15 protein-coding genes are annotated in these 21,468 nt (G+C 66.5%); 5 read left to right on the forward strand and 10 right to left on the reverse strand.

The genetic code is table 11. From position 1 onward, the window contains the following. Positions 1–366 precede the first annotated feature (366 nt). Positions 367–807: a winged helix-turn-helix transcriptional regulator gene (locus ABD050_RS23540; protein ID WP_343891972.1), complete on the reverse strand. Its 441-nt coding sequence runs from the start codon at positions 805–807 to the stop codon at positions 367–369. A gap of 71 nt (positions 808–878) precedes the next feature. Between ABD050_RS23540 and ABD050_RS23545 the strand changes: the two genes are divergently transcribed. Together ABD050_RS23545 and ABD050_RS23550 are read left to right on the forward strand one after the other, a co-directional pair. Then, positions 879–1,694, forward strand: coding sequence for an SDR family NAD(P)-dependent oxidoreductase (locus tag ABD050_RS23545; RefSeq protein WP_343891973.1), 816 nt, complete (start codon positions 879–881; stop codon positions 1,692–1,694). A gap of 74 nt (positions 1,695–1,768) precedes the next feature. After that, positions 1,769–2,869, forward strand: a complete 1,101-nt coding sequence (locus ABD050_RS23550; protein WP_343891974.1) for a pyridoxal phosphate-dependent aminotransferase — start codon at positions 1,769–1,771, stop codon at positions 2,867–2,869. Between the two features lie 7 nt (positions 2,870–2,876). On the opposite strand, the gene ABD050_RS23555 is transcribed toward ABD050_RS23550, so the two are convergent. Continuing rightward, the gene (locus ABD050_RS23555) at positions 2,877–4,922 is read right to left on the reverse strand and encodes a M13 family metallopeptidase (protein ID WP_343891975.1); all 2,046 of its coding nucleotides are present in this window, start codon (positions 4,920–4,922) and stop codon (positions 2,877–2,879) included. Positions 4,923–5,026: 104 nt separating this feature from the next. Between ABD050_RS23555 and ABD050_RS23560 the strand changes: the two genes are divergently transcribed. Beyond that, positions 5,027–5,716: a 4'-phosphopantetheinyl transferase family protein gene (locus ABD050_RS23560; protein ID WP_343891976.1), complete on the forward strand. Its 690-nt coding sequence runs from the start codon at positions 5,027–5,029 to the stop codon at positions 5,714–5,716. Here ABD050_RS23560 and ABD050_RS23565 read toward each other — a convergent pair whose 3' ends face one another. The 8 genes from ABD050_RS23565 to ABD050_RS23600 all read right to left on the reverse strand — a co-directional run bounded on the left by ABD050_RS23565 (position 5,717) and on the right by ABD050_RS23600 (position 13,617). Next, a complete protein-coding gene (locus tag ABD050_RS23565; protein ID WP_343891977.1) occupies positions 5,717–6,895 on the reverse strand; it encodes a class-II aminoacyl-tRNA synthetase family protein in 1,179 nt (392 codons plus the stop codon). Next, positions 6,892–8,058, reverse strand: a complete 1,167-nt coding sequence (locus ABD050_RS23570) for an acyl-CoA dehydrogenase family protein (protein WP_343891978.1) — start codon at positions 8,056–8,058, stop codon at positions 6,892–6,894. The genes ABD050_RS23565 and ABD050_RS23570 overlap by 4 nt, the downstream gene beginning before the upstream one ends. Before the next feature lie 7 nt (positions 8,059–8,065). Continuing rightward, positions 8,066–8,323, reverse strand: coding sequence for an acyl carrier protein (locus tag ABD050_RS23575; protein WP_343891979.1), 258 nt, complete (start codon positions 8,321–8,323; stop codon positions 8,066–8,068). A 43-nt stretch (positions 8,324–8,366) separates the two neighbouring features. Next, entirely contained in the window at positions 8,367–9,230 is an 864-nt protein-coding gene (locus ABD050_RS23580; RefSeq protein WP_343891980.1) for a 3-hydroxyacyl-CoA dehydrogenase family protein, read from the reverse strand. Positions 9,231–9,260: 30 nt separating this feature from the next. Further along, on the reverse strand, positions 9,261–9,893 hold the full coding sequence (locus tag ABD050_RS23585; RefSeq protein WP_343891981.1) for a nucleoside/nucleotide kinase family protein: 633 nt from the start codon (positions 9,891–9,893) through the stop codon (positions 9,261–9,263). An 11-nt stretch (positions 9,894–9,904) separates the two neighbouring features. Then, positions 9,905–11,899 (reverse strand): asparagine synthase (glutamine-hydrolyzing), encoded by a 1,995-nt coding sequence (asnB, locus tag ABD050_RS23590; RefSeq protein ID WP_343891982.1) that lies wholly within the window; start codon positions 11,897–11,899, stop codon positions 9,905–9,907. Further along, positions 11,814–13,076 carry a threonine synthase gene (locus ABD050_RS23595; protein ID WP_343891983.1) on the reverse strand — a complete coding sequence of 421 codons (1,263 nt, stop codon included), beginning with the start codon at positions 13,074–13,076 and terminating at the stop codon, positions 11,814–11,816. The genes asnB and ABD050_RS23595 overlap by 86 nt, the downstream gene beginning before the upstream one ends. A 298-nt stretch (positions 13,077–13,374) precedes the next feature. Continuing rightward, a complete protein-coding gene (locus ABD050_RS23600; RefSeq protein WP_343891984.1) occupies positions 13,375–13,617 on the reverse strand; it encodes a hypothetical protein in 243 nt (80 codons plus the stop codon). A 494-nt stretch (positions 13,618–14,111) separates the two neighbouring features. Between ABD050_RS23600 and ABD050_RS23605 the strand changes: the two genes are divergently transcribed. Together ABD050_RS23605 and ABD050_RS23610 are read left to right on the forward strand one after the other, a co-directional pair. Then, complete coding sequence (locus ABD050_RS23605; RefSeq protein ID WP_343891985.1) at positions 14,112–17,996, forward strand: AMP-binding protein; 3,885 nt, start codon at positions 14,112–14,114, stop codon at positions 17,994–17,996. Positions 17,997–18,000: 4 nt separating this feature from the next. Next, a complete protein-coding gene (locus tag ABD050_RS23610) occupies positions 18,001–21,468 on the forward strand; it encodes a non-ribosomal peptide synthetase (RefSeq protein ID WP_343891986.1) in 3,468 nt (1,155 codons plus the stop codon).

Genomic DNA, 21,468 nt, shown 5'->3' on the forward strand with positions numbered 1-21,468 from the left:
AGCAGGGTGAATCACAACCCAACCCTTTTGAAAAGACCCCGCCCGGAAATCTGCCCCGGTTACGCGGGAACGCCGTCAAACCCTTGGAACATGGCACAAAAACGGCATCGAAAATCCAACATAACAGCGGCGAAAAAATATTTTCTCAAAAACAGCGGGAAACAGCGGGATAACAGCGAAGAACAGCGGCGATAACAGCGGGGAACAGCGAGAAGGCGCAGGCGGAGGCGCTACGAACCAACTAACAAGGCGTCACCCCGGACTTGCTCCGGGGTCCACCGTTCCGCAAAACAAGACGCCGATAGACATGTCGAGCGGTGGATGCCGGAACAAGTCCGGCATGACCATTGTGCATAGCCTTCGACTCTAGCTCGCCGGCTGCTCGATCCGCAGCGCCATTTCGGCAAGCGGCAAACCGGTCGCCCGATCGACCACCACCGGATCGATCGCCGCGCCGCTCACCGCCTCGACCAGATGGCTGACCGGCGCATCGCCGAAATGCTTCCCGCCCCAGGCGCCGAACGCGAACAGCACCGGCAGGAAGTCGCGCCCGGTCTCGGTCAGCACATACTCGTCGCGCGGCGGGTGCGCGCTGTAGCGGCGGCGTTCGAGCAGCCCGGCCTCGGTCAATGCGGCGAGGCGCCGGGTCAATATGTTGGGCGCGATCCCCAGATTCTTCTGGAACTGGTCGAAGCGCGTCGCGCCGCTGCCGGCGTCGCGCAGGATCATCATGCTCCACGCATCGCCGACGCGGCACAGGCCGCGCGCGATCGGGCAGGGGCCGTCGCCATATTTCTCGGTGTCCATTGCATAATGATAGCCACATCACTATCAATATGCAAGTCACTCGGTGGACGCCGAGTCGCAGGAGATCGACCATGACAACCGCCCCCGAACCTACCTTCGCAACTGCCCTCGTCACTGGCGCCTCGACCGGGCTTGGTGCCGTCTATGCCGACCGGCTCGCCCGCCGCGGCTTCAACCTGATCCTCGTCGCGCGCGATGCCGGCCGGATGGAAGCGCTCGCCGAGACGCTGCGCGGCCAGACGGGGGTAGCCGTCGAGGTACTTCCCGCCGACCTGACCGATCGCGCAGACCTCGCCCGGATCGAAGCCCGGCTCGCGTCCGACCCGGCGATCACCATGCTCATCAACAATGCCGGCATGTCGCTCAACAACGGGTTGCTCGACAGCGCCACCGACCAGATCGAACAGCTGATCGCGCTCAACATCACCGCGCCGACTCTGCTCGCCAGCGCCGCCGGCAAGGCGTTCGTCGCGCGCGGCACCGGCGCGATCATCACCATCGCCTCGGTGCTCGCGCTGGCGCCCGAGATGTTCGACGGCGTCTATAGCGGCTCGAAGGCCTATGTGCTGAACCTCAGCCAGTCGCTCGCCAGCCAGGTCGAGCCAAAGGGCGTTCGGGTCCAGGCGGTCCTGCCCGGCGCGACCCGCACCGAGATCTGGGAGCGCTCGGGCAAGGACGTCGACGCTTTCCCGGCGGAGATGGTGATGGAAGCAGGCGACCTGGTCGATGCGGCCCTGCTCGGCTTCGACCGCGGCGAGACAGTCACCATCCCGCCGCTTGCCGATGAGGGGCAATGGACTGCCTTCGTCCAGGCCCGCCTCGCCATGGGCCCTGGCCTGTCGCGCCGCGACGTGGCGCCGCGCTACCGCGAGCCGGCGCTCGCCTGACCTTGCCCGGGCCGCCCTTTGCCCCGAAGGGCGGCCCCGGCTATCACCGCGTCGAACCTGTTGAGGGGAAGTCGATGCGCTACGCCCGGATGCCGATCGAGATCGAATCGCCCGAGGAGTTCGGCTATGGCCGCATCCGCTACAACCTCTCGGAGAGTTCGGTCGCCGATCGCAGCATCGCCGGGCTCGGCCTGGCCATCCCCGACCTCACCCTGCTCTATGGCGAGCATCGCGGCGGCGCGGGGCTGCGGCGGCTGATCGCCGACACGAGCGGCGGCGTTGCCGCCGACGACGTGCTGGTAACCGTGGGCGCGGCGGGCGCGCTGTTCATCATCGCGACCGCGCTGCTTTCGGCCGACGACCATCTTGTCGTGATCCGCCCCAATTACGCGACCAACCTCGAGACGCCCCGCGCGATCGGCTGCGCCGTCACTCATGTCGATCTCGGCTTCGAAACCGGCTTCCGGATCGACCCGACGGCGATCGAGGCGGCGATCACCCCACAAACGCGGATCGTCAGCATCACCTGCCCGCACAACCCGACCGGCACGATGCTCGACGAGACCGAGTTGCGCGCGCTGGTCGCCCTCACAGCGGCGCATGGCTGCATCCTGCTGGTAGACGAGACCTATCGCGACCTGTCGTTCGACGGCCCGCTGCCCTTCGCCGCTTCCCTCGGCGACCATGTCATCAGCGTCGCCTCGCTCTCCAAGGCGTACGGCGTCCCCGGCATCCGGATCGGCTGGATCGCCACCCGGAACCCGGCGCTCCAGGAACGCTTCCTCGCCGCCAAGGAGCAGATCAGCATCTGTGGCAGCGTGATCGACGAGTGGATCGGCGAGCAGATCCTCAGCCGACGCGATGCCCTGCTCGGCCCGACGCTCGCCGAGATGCGCCGCCGCCGCGATCGTGTCGCCGCCTGGATGGCAAGCGAGGAACTGCTCGACTGGGTGCCGCCCAAGGGCGGCGTGGTCTGCTTCCCCCGCATGCGCGCCGACCCGCCCGGCGGCACCGACGCCTTCTACCGCCGGCTGCTCGAGGAGCATGGCTGCTATGTCGGGCCGGGCCATTGGTTCGAGCAGCCCGACACGCAGTTCCGCCTCGGCTATGGCTGGCCGACCGCCGACGAGCTCGAGGATGGGCTGAAGGCGATCTCGGCCGCGTTGCGCGGCTGATCGCGCCTTACCAGACGTGGACCCGGTCGGCCGGGGCGAGATAGAGCTTGTCGCCCGGCTTCACGTTGAACGCGGCATACCAGGGGTCGAAGTTGCGGACGATCCCGTTGACCCGGTACATCTCGGGACTGTGCGGATCCGACAGCAATTGCGCCCTGAGCGCATCCTCGCGCGCCTTGCCCTGCCAGCTCTGTGCATAGGCGATGAAGAAGCGCTGGTCGCCGGTGAACCCGTCGATCACGCGCGGCTCGCCGTGGCGCGACACATAGCGGCGATAGGCGGCATAGGCTGCCTCGAGCCCGCCAAGATCAGCGAGGTTCTCGCCGAGGGTTAGCTGGCCTTTGACGTGCGTGCCGGGGATCGGCTCGTACGCGTCGAACTGCTTCACCAGCATCTGGGCATGGGCAGTGTATTTGTCGGCCGCATCCTTGGTCCACCAGTCCCGCAACCGGCCCTGCGCATCATATTGCCGGCCCTCGTCGTCGAAGCCATGGCCCATCTCATGGCCGATCGTCGCCCCGGTCTCGCCATAGTTCACCGCCGGGTCGGCGGCCGCGTCGAAGAAGGGCGGCTGGAGGATGGCGGCCGGGAAGGTCACCTGGTTCATCGTCGGGTCGTAATAGGCATTCACCGTCTGCGGGGTCATGCCCCACAGGCTGCGATCGACCGGCTTGCCGAGCCGCGAGACCTGCAGGTCCCAGTCGAACTGCTCGGCGTTGATCGCATTGCCGAGCACATCGCTGCGGCTGACCGCCATCTTCCCATAGTCGATATACTTCACGGGATGCCCGACCCGCGGATCGAAGCTGGCGAGCTTGGCCAGCGCTTCCTTGCGGGTCGGCGCGTCCATCCAGGATGCGTGGTCGATCTTGTCGGCATAGGCGGCGCGCAGATCGGCGATCAGTTCCTGCGACTGGCGGTCGGTCTCTGGCGACCAGTGCTGCGCGACATAGAGCTGCCCGACTGCCTCGCCGAGCGCATTGTCGATCAGCCGCACGCCGCGCTTCCAACGCTCGGACTGGCTCGGCACGCCGTTGAGCGTCTTGCCGTAGAAGGCGAAGCGGGCATCGTCGAACGCCCTCGGCAGGAACTGGGCGTGATCGCTGACGAAGCGGAAGGTGAGATAGTCCTTCCAGGTCTGGAGCGGCACGTCGCCCAGCCGAGCCCCGGCGGCCGCGACCGCGCTCGGCTCATGGACGATCACTGTCGGCATGGCGCTCAGGCCAAGCTGGTCAAGTGTTGCCGGCCAGTCGAACTGCGGCGCGAGCGCGGCAAGCTGGGTGCGATTCATCGGGTTGTAGGTCGCCTTGGGATCGCGGCGGCGCTCGGGGGTCCATTGGTCCTGCGCCAGCCGCGTCTCGAGCGCGATGATCGCATCGGCCTTGGCCTCCGGTTCGGCGATACCGGCGAGCCGCTGGATCGTGACGATGTAATCGCGATACGCCTTGCGGATGCCGACATATTTCTCGCCGGGCAGCAGATAGTAATCGCGTGACGGCAGCCCAAGCCGCGCCTGCCCCGCGGTGACGGTGTAGCGGGTGGGATCGGCATCGTCGGCGGAGATCCCGATGCCGATCGGCGCTGCATAGCCGGTCTCCGCCATCAGGTGCGCGAGTTCCCTGGTCGAGCCGACCGCCGCGATCCGCGCCAGATAAGGCTGGGCGGGGGCGAGGCCATGCGCTTCGATCGTCGCCTGATCCATCCAGGCGGCATAGAAATCCCCGACCTGACGCATCGAGGCGCCCGCATCGGCCTGCTTCGCTGCCTCCTCGATCAACGCATGCACGTCGCGTTCGGCGAGATCGGGCAGTTCGTAATTATAGCCCGCCCGCGACTTGTCGGCCGGGATCGGCGCGTTCTTGAGCCAGCTGCCTTCGGCATAGGCGAAGAAGTCGTCGCCGGGCTTGGTATTGCGGTCCATCGTCGCATAATCGACGCCCCAACTGCCATATTTCGGCGCCGGGGGCTGGGCCGGCGTGGGCGGTGCGTTCCGGGCGAGGGCGGCGCTCGACGCGCCGAGCAACAGGACAATCGCAAGTCGGGAAAGATGCATGGGGTAATCTCCAGTGTATTGCCCGGCTATCACGCTACAATCCGGCCCGCAATCGCCGGCGAAACCTCATGGCCGCCGGCGCGATCTTCGGCCATTCTGCGCCGGTGGCGATCCAGCTCTTCCTCTGCACTGTCGGCCCCGGAGACGAGCCTCATCTGTCCGGGCTGCTCGCCCGGCTCGATGAGGCGGAACGCGACCGGGCCTCACGCTTCATGTTCGAACGGGACCGGCTGACCTATGCCGCCGCCCATGCCTTGCTGCGCCACGCGCTCGACCAGGTGGCGGGAGTGCAGCGGCCATGGCGGTTCGCGGCCGACGCCTATGGCAAGCCGAGCCTCGACCCGTCGCTCGACGGCATGTGTTTCAACCTGTCACATACCGACGGCCTGGTGGCGGTTGCGGTAAGCCGGCGCGGCGACATCGGCGTTGACGCCGAAAGCATCGCGCGCGCGCCCGACGAATCGACCTTCACGAACCTCGTCCTGGCGCCCGAGGAGCTGGCCGAGCTGGAGGGTTGCGCCGATCGCCCGAACCGGCTGTTGCGGATCTGGGTGGCGAAGGAGGCGATCGCCAAGGCGATCGGGCTCGGCCTGTCATTGCCGGTGAAGCAGATCGTGCTGCGGGGCGAGATGCCCCGGCTGATCGCGCTGCCCGAGGCGCATGGCCCGACAGGCGCCTGGTCGCTGCACAGCGAGCGCTACGGCCTGCACTGGCTCGCGCTGGCGACCCGCCACGGCGAGGCAACGCCCGCGCTGCGGATCGCCATGACGGTCGAGCAACTGCTCGCCGCCTGATCAGCTGAGCGCAGCCGTGACCCGCGCCGGCCAGTGCGCCGGATCGAGGCCCTTCTGGCAGACGAAACCGTACAGCCAGCGCTCGAAGCCGAAGCCCATGCACGCGCTTTCGGCGAGATCGCCATTGGCGTGGCGGACATTGTAGAGGCTGGTGTAGAAGTCGCGGTGCAGGTTGAAGGAGGCGGCCGCGAGCGGCGCGTCGCGCAGCGGGAGGCGGAACAGCAGCTCGTATTTGACCTCGCCCATGCGCTGATAGATCGCCTTGTCGCGGCTCGCGTCGAGGAAGAAGGGGTCGTTGGCGAGCTCGAGCGTCACGTCGAGATCGAGCTCCTCGCAAAAGGCGAAGATGCGTTCCATCACGTCGGCGCGCTTGCGGATGAGATCGGCATTGCTGCCGAAGAAGACGATATCGCGCACGGTGAAATCCCAGCCACGCGCGAGCGGCCTGAAGTTGTTCGCCTCGTAGCGGAAGACGTGATTCTGCATCGTCAGCGTGCGCACTTCGCCGGGCGCCAGCACGAGATCGCGCTGCTGGGAATAGCAGGGCAGGCATACGCCCGGCGTCAGGACATGGCCGGGGGGCGCGAGACGACCGGCGAACTGGCGCCCAAGCGCCTCGGCGTCGGCGGGCAGCTTCGCTTCGGCGGCGACCGCCTCGAGCACCGGCAGGCTGTCGGGGAAATGGCAGCAGAAAGTGACGTGCTGCGGGAAATGGCCGAAATAGCCCATCTCGGCGAGCAAGGCATTCGGGATCATCACTGGATAGTGGTTGTCCTCCGCGCCGAAATCGTCGGCCAGCGCTTTGAAGCTGCGCTCGAAGAAGCGGAACAGCTGGAGCAGCGGGCCGCGCAGCCCGGTCAGCCCTTCGCCGATCAGCTGGATATCGGGCGAGGCGGCCAGCTCGGCGTCGGTGCAGCCGTGCGACCTGCCCGACACGCTCGACTCGCGCAGGATCCTCCGTGCGATCAACCGCTGAGTCCGTCGCATGCCCGAGACGAACGCCTCGACCTGTTCGGCGGCTGCCTCGTCCCTGACCGCGACGGTCAATTCTCCGCTCGCGGGCTCGAACGCGACCTCGCCGATATCACCGCCCACCGTCCGCAACCCGTCAAGGATTGCACGAACGCCGCCCTCGCTGATCTTGCCGAGGGCGAAGCTGCGTCGGATGGCTTCGCTCACAGCGCCTGATCCTGATAGCCGAGCCGGGCGATGAGCCCCTCGAGGATCTGAGTCGTGCCCTCGATGATCTCCATGATCCGCGCATCGCGGAAGTAGCGCTGGAGCGGAAGGTCGGGCCCGCAGCCCTGCGCGCCGTGGAGCTGCAGGGCGTCGCTGGCGACGCGGTTGACCATCGTGGAGGCAAAATATTTGGCCATCGCGCCCTGCTTGATCGCCTGCGGGTCGCGCAACCCGCGCATCACCCCTGCCTCGCGGCACATCAGCCGCGCCGCATGCACATCAGTCATCATCCGGGTGATCAGCTGCTGGACGAGCTGAAAGCTCGACAGCGGCGCATCGAACTGGCGGCGCGCCCTGGTATGGGCAAAGGCAGCGTCGAGGCAGGCGCTCGCCAGCCCGACACAACCCCAGGCGAGATTGTAGCGGCCCGAGTCGAGCCCGGTCGAGGCGACATGCGACACGCCGAAGCCGGGCCGGCCAAGCAGGTTTTCGGCCGGCAGGCGGCAATCCTGCAGGTGGAGCCTGGCCATCATGTAGCCGCGGCAGCCGAGCATGCCGGTGATCGGCTCAACGGTCAGGCCCTCCGAGTCGCGCGGCACGATGAAGGTGGTCGGCCCGTCGTCGGAACCGGCGACCAGCACGAAGACATCAGCGCTCTGCCCGCAGGTGATCCAGCATTTGGTGCCGGTGATCGACCAGCCCTCGCCATCGCGCGTCGCGCGGGTTTCAGCGGCGGCTGCATTGCTGCCGACATTGGGCTCGGTGATGGCAAGCGCAGCGATCTGCGCGCCCGAGGTCAACAGAGGCACCCAGTGGCTTTTCTGCGCCGCCGTGCCCCAGCGCGCGATTGCGCTGCCGCCCATATGATGGACGTTGACCAGCCCCTGCACCGAAGCGCTCGCCGCGCCGAGCGCCTCGTGCAGGAGCCCATGGCGGATCGCCGCGCCGGCCGGATCGCGATCGCTGCCGGGCGTGCCGCCAAAAACTTCGGGGAAGCCGCTGGCGAAGGCGCCTGCTTCCCGAAGGCTGGCGACCACCTCGGGGGGGATCCGCTCGTCGCGGTCGATCGCGTCGGCGAAGGGCGCGACATGGCGAAGGGCAAAGGCGCGCCAGCGCTCGCCGCACGCCGCCTCGTCCTCCGTCACTGGCTCCTGGAGTGTCATGTGCCGCTCAGACCGATCCCGAGACCAGGCGCTTGCGCTCGACCAGCGCCGCAACCCGGCCGATCGTCCGGAAATTGTCGATCTCGAGATCCTCGCTGTCGATCTCGATCCCGAACTTGCGCTCGACGAAGTTGACGAGCTGCATCGCGAACATCGAATTGCCGAAGCCTGCCTCGAAGATGTCCTCGTCAACGCCGATCTCACGCCCCTCGAAGGCGCGCGACATGAAGCCCCCTATGGTGTCGATCAATTCAGTATCTGCCATATTCTGTCCCCACTGTTTGATGAAGTTGTTTGGATCCCGGGCCTCAGGGCTCGTCGTAACGATGGAAGCCCTCGCCGCTCTTGCGGCCGACCGTGCCGGCATAGACCTTCTGCCTGAGCAGCGGGCAGGGCCGGTATTTGCTGTCGTTGAACTCGTTGTAGAGCGTCTCGAGCGACAGCAGGACGGTATCGAGGCCGATCAGGTCTGCGGTTTCGAGCGGACCCATCTTGTGGCCGAAACAGGTCTTGAACAGCCGATCGACATCCTGGGACGAGGAGACGCCCTCATGCACCAGGAACATCGCCTCGTTGACCATCAGCATCATCACCCGGTTGGTGACGAAGCCGGGCGAATCATTGACCGTGATCGACTGCTTGCCGCCCTGCCCGACCAGCGCGCGGGCGGCAGCGAGCGCCGCCTCGCTGCTGCGTGCGCCGCGGATGATCTCGACCATCGGCATAACCGGCGGCGGGTTCATGAAGTGCATGCCGACCACCCGCTCGGGGTGCCGGCCGATCCCGCCGATCCGGGTGATCGGGATGGCCGAGGTGTTGGCGGCGATCGGGATCGTCTCGCGCACGACCTCGTCGATCAGGAGATGGACAGCGCGCTTCTTCTCCCAATTCTCGGTGATGTTCTCGATCACGAAATCAGCGCCCGACAGCGCGCCGACATGTTCAGCGAAGGTCAGCCGGGCCATCACCTCGTCGGGTGTGACCGCGGTCTTTTGCAGGAACCCGTAAAGCTTCGCGTTGCGCCGGATCGACTGGCGCGCGCCATCGAGCTGGCCGAGCGCGCTGTCGACCAGGACGACGTCATGCCCCGACTGGGCGAAGAGGTGCGCCACGCCCGAGCCGATCACGCCTGCGCCCACCACCCCGATGGTCTGCAACTCTCGCATGCTCATGCCTTTACAAACTCCCCCTTTTGTCAGTCATCACCGCAGCTCCATCTCGGAGAGGATCAGCCGGACGAGGTCGTCGACCGGCAGCAAGCCGTCCAGAACGAGATCGGCCGCCTGCTGCGCCGAGCGGTCGATCGCCCGATAGGCGTCGCGTCCGCCGCCCAGGAAGGCGCGCATTTGGCCTTCGATATCGGTGACCAGCTCGGCATGGGTTGCCGCCTCGGCTTCGCCCTGCTCCCTGATCGCACGAAGGATGCGGCGGCTGAGCGCGACGTCGAGCGGCACGTCGAGATGGACGGCGAGATGGATCAACGGCGCGATTTCGTCGCGGGCGCGGCCGAACGGCTCCTCGAGGATGATGAACGGGGCGGGGTGGAGCACCGCACCCTCGGGCCGGGCAATCGGACCGCCGGCGGCAAGCCCGCTCAAATCCTGGACCAGACGCGGCGTCTTCACCCAATTGGGATCGGCGCCGCTCTCGAGCCAGGCGCCGATCTCGTCCACGTCGTTGCCGAGCACGATATAGTCGTCGAAATGCAGCCGCGTCGCCGTGCCGAGATGGTCGACAAGCCTGTCGATCACCGTACTCTTGCCCGAACCCGACGTACCGCTGACCGCCATGACGAAGGGCGGGCGGTCGATTGGTGACAGGGGGTTGCGGGCCATTACCGACATCCTCAACAATGGCCGAGCCGGGGCATGTCGAACAGCTCGAGGAAGATGCCGAAGGTCAGCACCGTCATCAGCACGTCATTCTCGTTGCCGCCGCCCGGAGTAGCTTCTTCGTCGAGGCTGCGGCGCTTGAGCGCCTCGATCCGCACCGGATCGAAATAGCCCTGGCGGCGGATCGTCTCGGGGGAGAGCATGTCCTGGATCCAGTCAGTCCCCTGGCGGATCAGATAGGCGCTGCCCGGCGCGTTGAAGGCGAATTTCTCGCGATCGACGATCGACGGCGGCAGATAGGAGCGGCCGACCTCCTTCAGGATATATTTCTCGACATGGTTGCGCAGCTTCAAGTCGGGCGGCAGCCGCCGGGCGAGATCGGCAATCTCGATATCGAGGAAGGGGAAGCGGCCCTCGACCGCATTGGCCAGCAGCATGCGATCGCCATGATCGCCGACGAGATGGTCGCCGAGGCGGATCTTCATGTCGAGATAGGCGCGCTGGTGCTGCGGGTGGATACCCTTCAGCCGATCGGTATCGACGACGCCGGAGCGCGAGAATTCGAACGTCCCGAAGCTTTCCCGGATCCCGGGCGCATATAGCAGCTCCCGCTCGGCCTCGTGCCGGGCGAGATCATTTTCGTAGAAGACGTTTTCGTCGCCCCATAGCCGTCGCCGCAGCTCGGCCTCGCGCCGTTCGAGCGGTGCGCCCACGCCGCGCTGTCGGCGAAAGGCGTCGAAACGATAGCCGATATAGCCGGCGAACAACTCGTCGGCGCCCTCGCCGCTGAGGACGACAGGCACATCATGCGCGCGCGCCGCCGCAGAAAGCTTCAGCGAGGCAGTGTTGTACGATTCCTTGATCGGGCATTCCGAGTGCCAGATCGCCGATTTCAGGCGGCTTTCGATGGCATCGAGCTTGAGATCGACCTGGTTGTGCAGGCAGCCGACATGATCAGCGACGATCTTCTGATACCGGTCCTCGTCGAACATGCGGTCGCCGAAATTGATCGAGAAGGTGCGGACCTGGTTGGTGGTGTTCGCCGCCATCATCGCGGTGACCAGCGAGGAATCGAGCCCGCCGCTGAGATAGGCGCCGACATTGACCTCGCCCTGGAGGCGCCGCCGCACCGAGCGCATCAGGCTTGCCTCGAGCTCCTCGCGATAGGAATTCTCGCAGCGCGCCTCGGCCACTTCGCCTTCGGGCGGATAGACCAGGTCCCAATAGGCGCGCGAGTCGACGCCGTGGTGATCGACGATCAGCCGATAGCCGGGGGGCACGCTGTGGATTCCCTCGAACATCGTGCGCGGACTGACCAGGCCCGGCAGCGACAGGATCTGATCGAGCCCGGTGAGATCGACCCTGCGCTCGACTCCGGGATAGGCCAGGATCGCCTTCACCTCGGAGGCGAAGACGAAAGTGTCGTCGACGATGGTGTAGAACAGAGGCGCGACGCCGAAATGGTCGCGCGCCAGCAGGAGCCGGTTGCGGGCCTTGTCGAACAAAGCAAAGGCGAACTGGCCATTGAGTCGCTCGAGCATCCGCTCGCCCATCTCCTCGTAGAGATGGATCAGGACCTCGGCATCGGACCGGGTGCGGAAGTGATGGCCCCCGGCGCGCAGCTCGTCGCGCAGCTCACGGTGATTGAAGATCTCGCCATTGCAGATCAGCCAGATACTCTTGTCCTCGTTGGGAATCGGCTGGTTGCCGGTGGCGAGATCGACGATGCTGAGCCGGCGGAATCCAAGGCCGACCTGCCCCTCGACGAACAGGCCGTCATCATCGGGACCGCGATGCGCGATGGTGCGGCTCATCGCACCGATGGCCGCCTCCGCGACCGGCCTGCCGGTGGAGAGGCTGAACGCGCCGCAAATGCCACACAAGGCCGCCGATCCTATCGAAAACCAGGGGTTGATGGAGAGATCATGCGCAGGCGGCCGGTTCGACGGGCTGCGCCGCCACGGGCACGATGCTCCGCCAGTCCGCCGGATCGACCGCCGGCTCGGCATCGAGCGCCGAGGCGGCGAGAACAGGGCGCAGGTCCTTGAGCCCGGTACCGGTGATCAGGCACACCACACGGTCGCCCCGCGCGAACCGCCCCGCCTCGTTCAGCCGCTCGAACGCGGCAAAGGCAGCTGCGCTCGACGGCTCGGCGAACATACCGAACCGCGCGCCAAGCGCCAGCACAGCGGCGATGATCTCATCATCGTCGACCGTGACCGCCACGCCCGCCGACTCGTTCAGTGCTGCGAGCGCCGCGGTGGCGTCGCGCGCATGGCCGACGGTGATGCTGTCAGCGATCGTCTCGCCATTGCCGGCAGAGCGCGGCTCCTCCCCGTTGAAGACGCTGGTGATGTAGCGCGACGCGACTGACTGAACCGCGACGAGCCGCGGCATCCGCTCGAGCCAGCCCAGCGCCGCCAATTCCCTGAAGCCCTGCCAGACAGCGCTCAGGATATTGCCGTCGCCGGTCGGCACGATCACCCAGTCGGGCGCCTGCCAGCCGAGTTGTTCGGCGATCTCGAGCGCGCAGGTCTTCTTGCCCTCGCGGGTGAAGGGGTTGAGGCCGGTGCTGCGGTTGATGATGCCCTGCGCCTCGGCGATCTTCCCGGCCATCACAAAGGCATCGTCATAACGGCCGGCGACTCGGTGGACGCGGGCGCCATAAGCGACGATCTGCGCGAGCTTGGCCGGCGGCACGGTCGCCGGGACCAGGACCGTAACCTGAACGCCCGCGGCCGCGCCGATACAGGCAAGCGATGCCGCGGCGTTGCCGGTCGAGGCGACGATGACCTGATCGATGCCGTGCGCCACCGCGACCGCGACGACCATTTCGCTTGCCCGATCCTTGAGCGAGCCGCTTGGCAGCCGGGTTTCGTCCTTCAGGAAGAGGTGGGCCGAGCCGCAGGGGCCGCAGTCAATCAGCGGAGTCCAGCCGACCTGCAAGCGGCTGGCGAAGCGCGATTCGACGGGAAGAAGTGGGGCGTAGCGCCACAGCGACGGGGCATTTCCGGCGAGGCTGCCGCGCAAGGCGCTGCCGGTCTCCGCGTCGAGGCTGTAGTGCAGCGCCAGATTCTCCCGGCGATCGCAATCGCAAGCCTCGGTTCTTGCCGACAGGATGTGCGATCGACCACAGGCGACGCAATCGGCGCGCCCGGTTGTGAGCGGGCTTCGGGCATCAAACATGGCTGGCGATCATGGCGCTCGAAAGCCGGTGACACAGGCTGCAACCATATCCGGTGCGGCACCTATTCCAGACCGCTGGCGACATCGGCGACAGTCCTTCAGCGACCGAATTACGAAAAATAATCAGTATGCGAGCGACGCGGCGTCGGACGGTGGGCGCGAACAGTTGCCCTGTCCGGCCCACGCCACCTATCCGAAATAGTGCCGGACGATATCAATCAATCAAGACATTCAACGCACGATCCGCCACGCCGTCAATTTTCTCACGGATGACGAACCGTCACATTCAAATGTCGGATCAATGTCCGGCCATCTGATGCGCTTTTGCCTTCTCGGCTGCCTTGTATTGAATCTTGGCAGGCCCCTTGTGCTCGGCCTTGGCTGCTGCCTTGTACTGCGCCTTCGCAGCCGCCTTGTGCTCGGCCTTGGCCTTGGCCTTGTGCTCTTCCTTGTTCGCCTGCTGCTTGGCGGAGGCCTTCTCGGCCTTGGCCTTCAGTTTATTGCTTTCCTTGGCGTCATTCTTTGCTTGTTCGCTGGACATAACAACCTCCTCCTTATGATCCGGGGCCTTCATCCTAGAATTGCAAGAATTACGGTTCAATACAATTATTCGAACCACTTTGGCTGCAGTTTGAGAAGGTGGCGGCAGCTTTCAAGCTAAGGTGATCGCTGGATTCTCTGCAATATCGAAAGTTTAGACTGAGGATTGAGCTGATACAACAACACGCGTTTAAGGAAATCATCACCAGCTATATTGGACAAGTATCATGGTAACTTACCGATATTCCAATGTTACAAGTTGGCGAGTTCGAACTAACGGATTGATCAAATGCGGGGCGGTGGAACCACAAACTTTCGGCATCGCCTTCGCTTCGTCCGCAGCCACGCCGTTTGATCTGATTTTTGACCGGGTCGAGCCGGCGACAATTTGAGGAAAGACATCAGTTTTGTCACAATTTCGAAACGAAGCGGCGGCCGCGAGCCATGGTTGGCCCGCAAATTCATGTCGTTAGGCTTGCAGGCGTGGAGGCTCGCTTGACGACGCCCGACACGATCGCGGCGATTCTCCGCGACCGGGCGAGGTCGGATGCGGACTCAGTCGCCTACACCTATCTTCCCTTCGGCACTGGCCGCGACACCAGCCTGACCTACGCCGAGCTCGACCGGAAGGCCCGGGAGGTCGCGGTCCGATTGATCGAGGCTGTCGGGCAGGACGGGGCGATGCCGGCCGACACGCCTGTCCTCCTGGTCTACCCGGCCGGGCTTGATTTCCTGGTCGGGTTTTTCGGTTGCCTGTACGCCGGCGCAATCGCTGTCCCGGTTCGTTATCCGAACCCGCGTCGCCCGCTGACTCACCTGAAAAGTGTCGCCGCCGATTCCGGCGCGCCTGTCGTGCTCACGACCGCCGAGATGCGGCCGACGCTCGCCGAGCAGCTCGGGCAGACCATGATCCTGACCCCGGAGAATCTCGCCGCGGCTGACCCGGGCGCGTGGCATGATCCCGGAATCACGCCCGATCACATTGCCCATCTGCAATATACCTCCGGATCGACCGCAGCGCCCAAGGGAGTCGCGATCCGCCATCGCCACATCATGGCCAACTCGCGGGACCTGGCCGCGCTATGGCAGGTCGGGCCGGATAGCCGTGCGCTGTCCTGGCTGCCGCATTATCATGATCTCGGGCTGATCTTCGGCTGCCTCCAGCCCGCGTTCGCCGGCTGCCCTGGCTTTCTGATGAACCCGGCGACCTTTTCCCAGCGGCCGCTGACCTGGCTCGAAGCGATCACCAGCCACCGCATCACGCACACGGCCGCGCCCAATTTCGCCTATCAAAGCTGCGCTGCGATTGCCGAGGAGCAGCGCCAGGGGCTCGACCTGAGCAGCCTTTGCGTGGTCGCCAACGGCGCCGAGCCGGTCCGCGCCGACACGATCGAGGCCTTTGCGACAGCCTATGCCGCGTACGGCTTCCGCGCTGAAGCGATGTGCCCCGCTTATGGCATGGCCGAATCGACCCTGGTGGCGACAACCTCGGGGCCCGATCGGGTGCCGACCACCGTGACGGTCACCCATGACGGGCTGATCGACGGCCGGCTGATTCCCGTCGGCAGGGACGACCCGGGCCGGGCGCTGGTGTCGTCGAGCGGCGCTGAAACGCCGACGCGCGTGCTGGTGGTCGATCCGGAAACCGGAGAGCAGCTTGCGCCCGGGCGGATCGGCGAGATCTGGCTTTCCGGCCCCTCGATCGCCGCCGGCTATTGGCGCAGGCCCGAAGCCACAAGAGAGAAGTTCAACGCGCGCCTCGCCGGCGGCGACGGAGAGGATTTCCTGCGCACCGGCGATCTCGGCGGAGTGCTGGACGAGAGCCTGTTCGTGCTTGGGCGGATCGATGATCTGATCATCGTTCGCGGCGTCAATCATGGCGCCGAGGATATCGAGCTTGCGGTCGAAAGCTGCGATCCGGCGCTCGAACCGGGTGGCGGCGCTGCCTTCACCGTCGAGGTGCAGGGCGAGCCGCGGCTGATCGTCGCGCATGAGGTCCGGCGCAGTGCCTTGCGCACGCTCGATGGCGACAGTGAGGGCGGCACGGGCGACAGGATTCTCCGGGCGATCCGCCGGGCGGTCTCCGAGCAGCATGATCTCGAAGTGTCGGCGGTCGTGCTGCTCGGGCCGCGCGGCCTTCCGAAGACACATAGCGGCAAGAAACAACGCCATGGCTGCCGCCGTGATTTCCTGGCCGGCACCTTGCCGTCCGTCCTGACCTGGATTGCGCCCAGGTTGCGCGATGCGGCAGGCCCTGAAGCGGAGTTCCTCAAATTGACTGCCGTGAAAGGCGTTGGGCGCGCCGCCGAACCGCTCCACCACAGCGCGCCGCAAGCGACGCAAAACCCGATTGGCGAGTCGGCGGCGGTAGACGACCTGCTCGACTGGCTCCGCTCCTATGCCGGCGAACGCCTCAACTCGCGGCTGATGGACGAACGGCGCTCGATCCCCCCCTATGTCGTGCTCGATCTCGGCAATCACGGCGTTCTCGGCCTCCAGGCACCCAGGGCCTATGGCGGGCTCGGCCTCAGCAACAGCGCGCTGGGTGCGATCGTCCAGCAGATCGCGGCGATCGACACGACCCTGGCGTCGTTCGTGCTGGTCAATAACGGGCTCGGCATCCGTCCTATCCTGCGCTTCGCGACCGAGGAAAAGCGCGACCAACTCCTGCCGATCCTCGCGCCGGGCCGGGAGCTTGCCTCCTTTGCGATGACCGAGGCCAATGCCGGTTCCAATATCCGCAACCTCGCCTCGATCGGCCGCCCCGACGGTGCCGGCGGCTGGTCGCTCTGGGGCACCAAGCTGTGGAGTGGCTCAGCGAGCTGGGCGGGCGTGATCAACACTTTCGTCAAGCTCGAGGACGATGGACCGGGTGCACCGCGCGGCGTTTCCGGCTTCGTGCTGCGCCAGGGCAGCCCTGGCCTGCGCAGCGGGCCCGAAGCGCTGACCATGGGGATGCGCGCGATGGTCCAGAGCGAAGTGATGCTCGAGGGCGTGCGGGTCACCGCCGCCGACCGGCTCGGCGACCTGGGCGACGGCATGGCCGCGGCGATGGACACGATGGAGTTCGGCCGCTTTACCATCGGCACGCTGAGCGTCGGCATCATCAAGCGCTGCCTCCAACTGATGGTCCGCCACGGCACGCGGCGATCGATCGCGACCGGGCGGCTGATCGACAACCCGGCCAGCCTGATGCGGATGAGCGACCTGAGCGCCGCCGCGACGGCGATCGGCGCGCTGACGGAGAGCGTCGGCGCCTGGCTCGATCGCGGCATCGACATTCCGCCCGAGCTGTTCTGCGTCTGCAAGACGGCCGGACCCGAATTCGCCTGGCGGGCCGCCGATGGCCTGATGCAGCAGCTGGCGGGCCGGGGTTTTGTCGAGACCAATATCGTGCCGCAGATCCTGCGCGACACACGGGTGCTCAGGATCTTCGAAGGCCCGACCGAGCCGATGAACATGCATGTCGGATCGCGGCTGATCCATCTGCCCGAGCAGCTCGGCCGTTTCATGGCCGAGGAGCTGGGCGAGCCGGTGCTCGCCGAGGAGCTGCGCGGCGCAGGCCAGAGCATCTGGGCGCATTGCCTTGATTCGGGCCTGGGACTGGGCGGCCCCAATGCGGCCAAGCAATGGGCCTATCTTCAGATCGGCGAAGTCGCGAATTATGCGCTGCTGCTCGCCTGTGTCCGCCATCGCCATCGTGCCGGGCCGACGCCGCTGCTGGCGCGCGCGGCGATATGGTGCCGGCTGCGCTTCGAACGGCGGCTGGCCAAGGCACTTGCGGCGACGCCGGCAGCGGCCACGCTGCTCGACGCGGGGCAGATCGAAGAGCTGGTGGCCGGCTATGCGGGCGCGATCGGCGATATCGAGCAGACCCTGGCGGGCGAAGACAACCGGCTCGACGCGCTGTTGGCACGATCGACCGCAGCGGCGGCGGCGCCTGCCGTCGCGCCTGCCGAGACGCCGGCGGTTCGGCTCGAGCCGGCGCCTTCCGGACCCATGGGCGCGATCCTCGACTGGCTGAAGGACTGGCTGGCCGCCGAATATGGCCAGAGCCGCGCCACCATCGCGCCCGGCGACCGGTTCAGCGATTTCGGCATGGATTCAGTCACCGCGACGATGCTGGGCGGCGCGCTCGAGCAGCATCTGGGCGTCGCGCTTTCGCCGACCCTGGTGTGGGAATATCCAACGCTTGGCGCGATGGCGGCGCATCTCGCCGCAATTGGCCCGGCAATCACCGGTGGCTCGCCGTCAGGATCGGCGCCCAGCCATCGCAACGAGGATCTCTCGGTCCTCGCCCGGCTCGATCAGCTCTCCGAAGCCGAGCTGGAGGCGCTGCTGGAAAGCTACGCGCCCGCACAGCCTTCCGGGATGGAATAAGATCATGAGCGACGATCCCTTCACGGCCGCACGGATGTCGGATGCCTCGAAGGAGCTTCTGAAAAGCCGGCTGAAACAGCTGGTGCGCGAGAAGATGGGCGTCACCGGCGGCTGGCATCCGCTGTCGCACGGACAGGAGGCGCTCTGGTTCCTGTGGAAGCTGGCGCCGCAAAGCTGGGCCTATTCGATTGCCCTGCCGATGGGCGTGCGGGGGCCGCTCGACGTGCCGGCGCTGCGCCGGTCGCTACAGATCCTGTCGGACCGCCATGCCGGGCTGCGCACCGAATTCAGGGACGACGCCGGGCTGATCCAGCAGCGCGCCCGCGAGCATTGGCCAGTCGATCTGGTCGAGACCGATGCCGCCTCCTGGACTGACGAGCAGGTGCGCGAGGCAGTCCGCCAGGAGGCGCAGCGCCCGTTCGACCTGGCGACCAATGCCGCCCTGCGCGTTTCGCTGTTCCGCCGCGCGGCTGACCATCATGTGCTGCTGTTCACGCTGCCGCATATCGTCGGCGATCTGTGGTCGCTGATCGTGCTGCTCGATGAGCTTCGTCTCGTCTATGCCGCCGAGACCAGCGGCAAGGCCACCGTCCTGCCGGCCCTGTCGGTCAGCTATGAGGACTATGTCCGAGCGCAGCGCCCTGCCGACGGACAGGCCGACGACAACCCGCATCTCGCTTATTGGCGCGATGCGCTTGCCGGCGAGCTGCCCGTCCTCGACCTGCCGGGCGACCGGCAGCGCCCCCCGGCGCAGACCTTCAGCGGCGGCACCGTGGTGCGCCGGATCGACGCTGGCCTCACCCGCGATCTCGAGCGGCTCGCCGGCGCCGAGGATGCCACTCTCTTCATGCTGCTCATGGCTGCCTATCAGGCGCTGCTGCATCGCTATGGCGGGCAGGAGACCATCATCGTCGGCACGCCGAGCTCGGGCCGGCACCAGGCGGGGCTGGCCGACCTGATCGGCGATTTCATCAACATGCTCCCGATCCGCGGAAGCTTTTCGAACGATCGCAGCTTCCGCGCCTGCCTCGCCGACACGCGCAGGGCTGTGATCGAGGCGCTGAAGCATCAGGACTGCCCCTTCTCGCTGATCGTCGATGCGCTGCAGCCGCCGCGCGACATCAGCCGCTCGCCGATCTTCCAGACGACGTTCGTGTTGCAGAAATTCCACCGCTATCCCGAGCTACAGCGCACCCTGCTGCCCGCACCGGACGAGCCGCCGGTGCCCTTTGCCGACCTCCTGCTCGAGCCATGGCCGCTGGCGCAGCAGGACGGCCAGTTCGACCTCAACCTCGAAATGAAGAAGACCGATTCGGGCGCGTTGATCGGGGCATGGAAATTCGCCGCCGACCTTTTCGATGCCGGGACGATCGAACGAATCGCGTCGAGCTTCGAGGTGTTGCTGCGCCAGATGGTCGCCGACCCCGACCGCGAGATCGGCGCCTTCTCGCTGCTGGCCGAGGACCAAATCGCTGCCGTGCTCGACGCGGGGCGTGGTCCTCTGGTTGCGCCACCCGTCGAAACCACGGTCTGCGCGCTGTTCGAAACCCGCGCGGCAGCGGATGGGCAGGCCATCGCCATCAGGTGCGGCGATGACGCGCTGAGCTATGCGGCGTTGCAGGAGCGCGTCGAGAGCGTTGCCCGGGCGCTCGCCGCGCAAGGCGTCGGCCGCGAAAAGCTGGTCGCGGTGGTCATGCAGCGCGGCATCGATTTCGTGACGGCGCTGCTCGCGATCATGAAGGCGGGCGGCGCCTTCCTGCCGCTCGATCCGCGCAACCCGCCGGCGCGCAGCCGGGTGGTGCTGGAGAATAGCGACCTGGCGCTGGTGCTGACCGAAGAGGCGTTCGCGGCCGGCCTTGAAGCGGCGCTGGCCGAGAGCCCGTCTGACCGGCGCCCGCGCGTCATGACCTTCGAGACGCTTGCGGGCCAAGCCGCCGGGCATTCGCTGCCGCTTCCGGCCGCCGGCGGCGACCTTGCCTATACCATGTACACTTCGGGCTCGACCGGCCAGCCCAAGGGGGTGATGGTCGAGCATCGCGGGATGGTGAACCACGTCCTCGGCAAATTGTCCGATCTCGATTTCACCGCGGCCGACGTGCTTGCGCAGAATGCGCCGCAATCCTTTGACGTGGTGGTCTGGCAGAGCCTGGCGCCGCTGGTTGCCGGCGGGCGGGTGGTCGTCATTCCCGATGCGATCGCAGAAGATCCGACCGAGCTCCTTCAGGAAATCAGGCAGCGCGGGGTGACGATGCTCCAGATCGTGCCGTCGATGCTGCGCGCGATCCTCGAGGAAGTCGAAAGCCGCGACGGCGGCCCGCCCGATCTCGCGCCTTTGCGCTGGATGATTCCGACCGGCGAAGCGTTGCCGACCGAATTGTGCCGGCGCTGGTTCGATCTCTATCCGGCGATCCCGATCCTCAACACCTATGGCTCGACTGAATGCTCGGACGATCAATGCCATTACCGGCTCGATCGGATCGAGCCGGCCGACGCAGCCCTGCCGGTCGTATCGGTTGGCCGGCCGATCGCCAATATGAGCGCCCATGTCCTCGACGCCAGGCTTGCCCCGGTCCCGGCCGGGGTGGTCGGCGAGCTCTATATCGGCGGCATCGGTGTCGGGCGGGGCTATCGCGGCGATGCCGAGCGCACCGCGGCTGCCTTCATCCCCGACCCCTATGGGACAACCGCCGACGCGCGGCTTTACCGGACACGCGACATGGCGCGGCGCCGGGCCGACGGACTGATCGATTTCCTCGGTCGCACTGACCATATGATCAAGCTGCATGGGCTGCGGATCGAGCCGGGCGAGATCGAGACGGCACTGTGCCGCCATCCCGACGTGGCCGAGGCTGCGGTGCTGGCGCGCCCCGGCCCGTCAGGCGAGCGCCGGCTCGTCGCCTATGTGGTTGCGACCGACGCGGGTGCGCTGGCGAACCTGGAGAGCCTGCGGCCCTTCCTCGCGGCGACCCTGCCTTATTCGATGATCCCCTCGACCTTCGTCGCGCTGCCCGCCTTGCCGCTCACCGCCAATGGCAAGCTCGATCAGCACCGCCTGCCAGCGCCTGAATGGCGCACCGCCGCCGCCGCGCCGATCGTCGCGCCGCGAACCGGAATCGAGGCGACCATCGCCGCGATCTGGGGGCATTTGCTGAAGCGCGATCCCGTTAGCGTGACCGAGGACTTTTTCGAAAGCGGCGGCGATTCGATTCGAAGCATCCAGGTCGCCGCGCGGTGCCGGCAGGCCGGGCTGCCGGTCGAGCCCGTCGATCTATTCGTTCACCGCACTATCGCCGCGCTCGCCGAGCAACTGGGCGACCGGTTCAGCTCCGGCGGCTGGGTGTCACCGCAGCCGGCCGAGGCCGCGCCGCCGCTCGTCGCGCCGGAGAATCTCAAACGCGCGCTCGAGCTGGTCAGCTTCGACGACGATCTGGAGGACGATGACACCCCGACCGACATCGCGGCCAAGGGCTGA

Origin of the sequence: Sphingomonas oligophenolica (genome assembly GCF_039522915.1) — a bacterium.
GTDB lineage: Bacteria > Pseudomonadota > Alphaproteobacteria > Sphingomonadales > Sphingomonadaceae > Sphingomonas > Sphingomonas oligophenolica.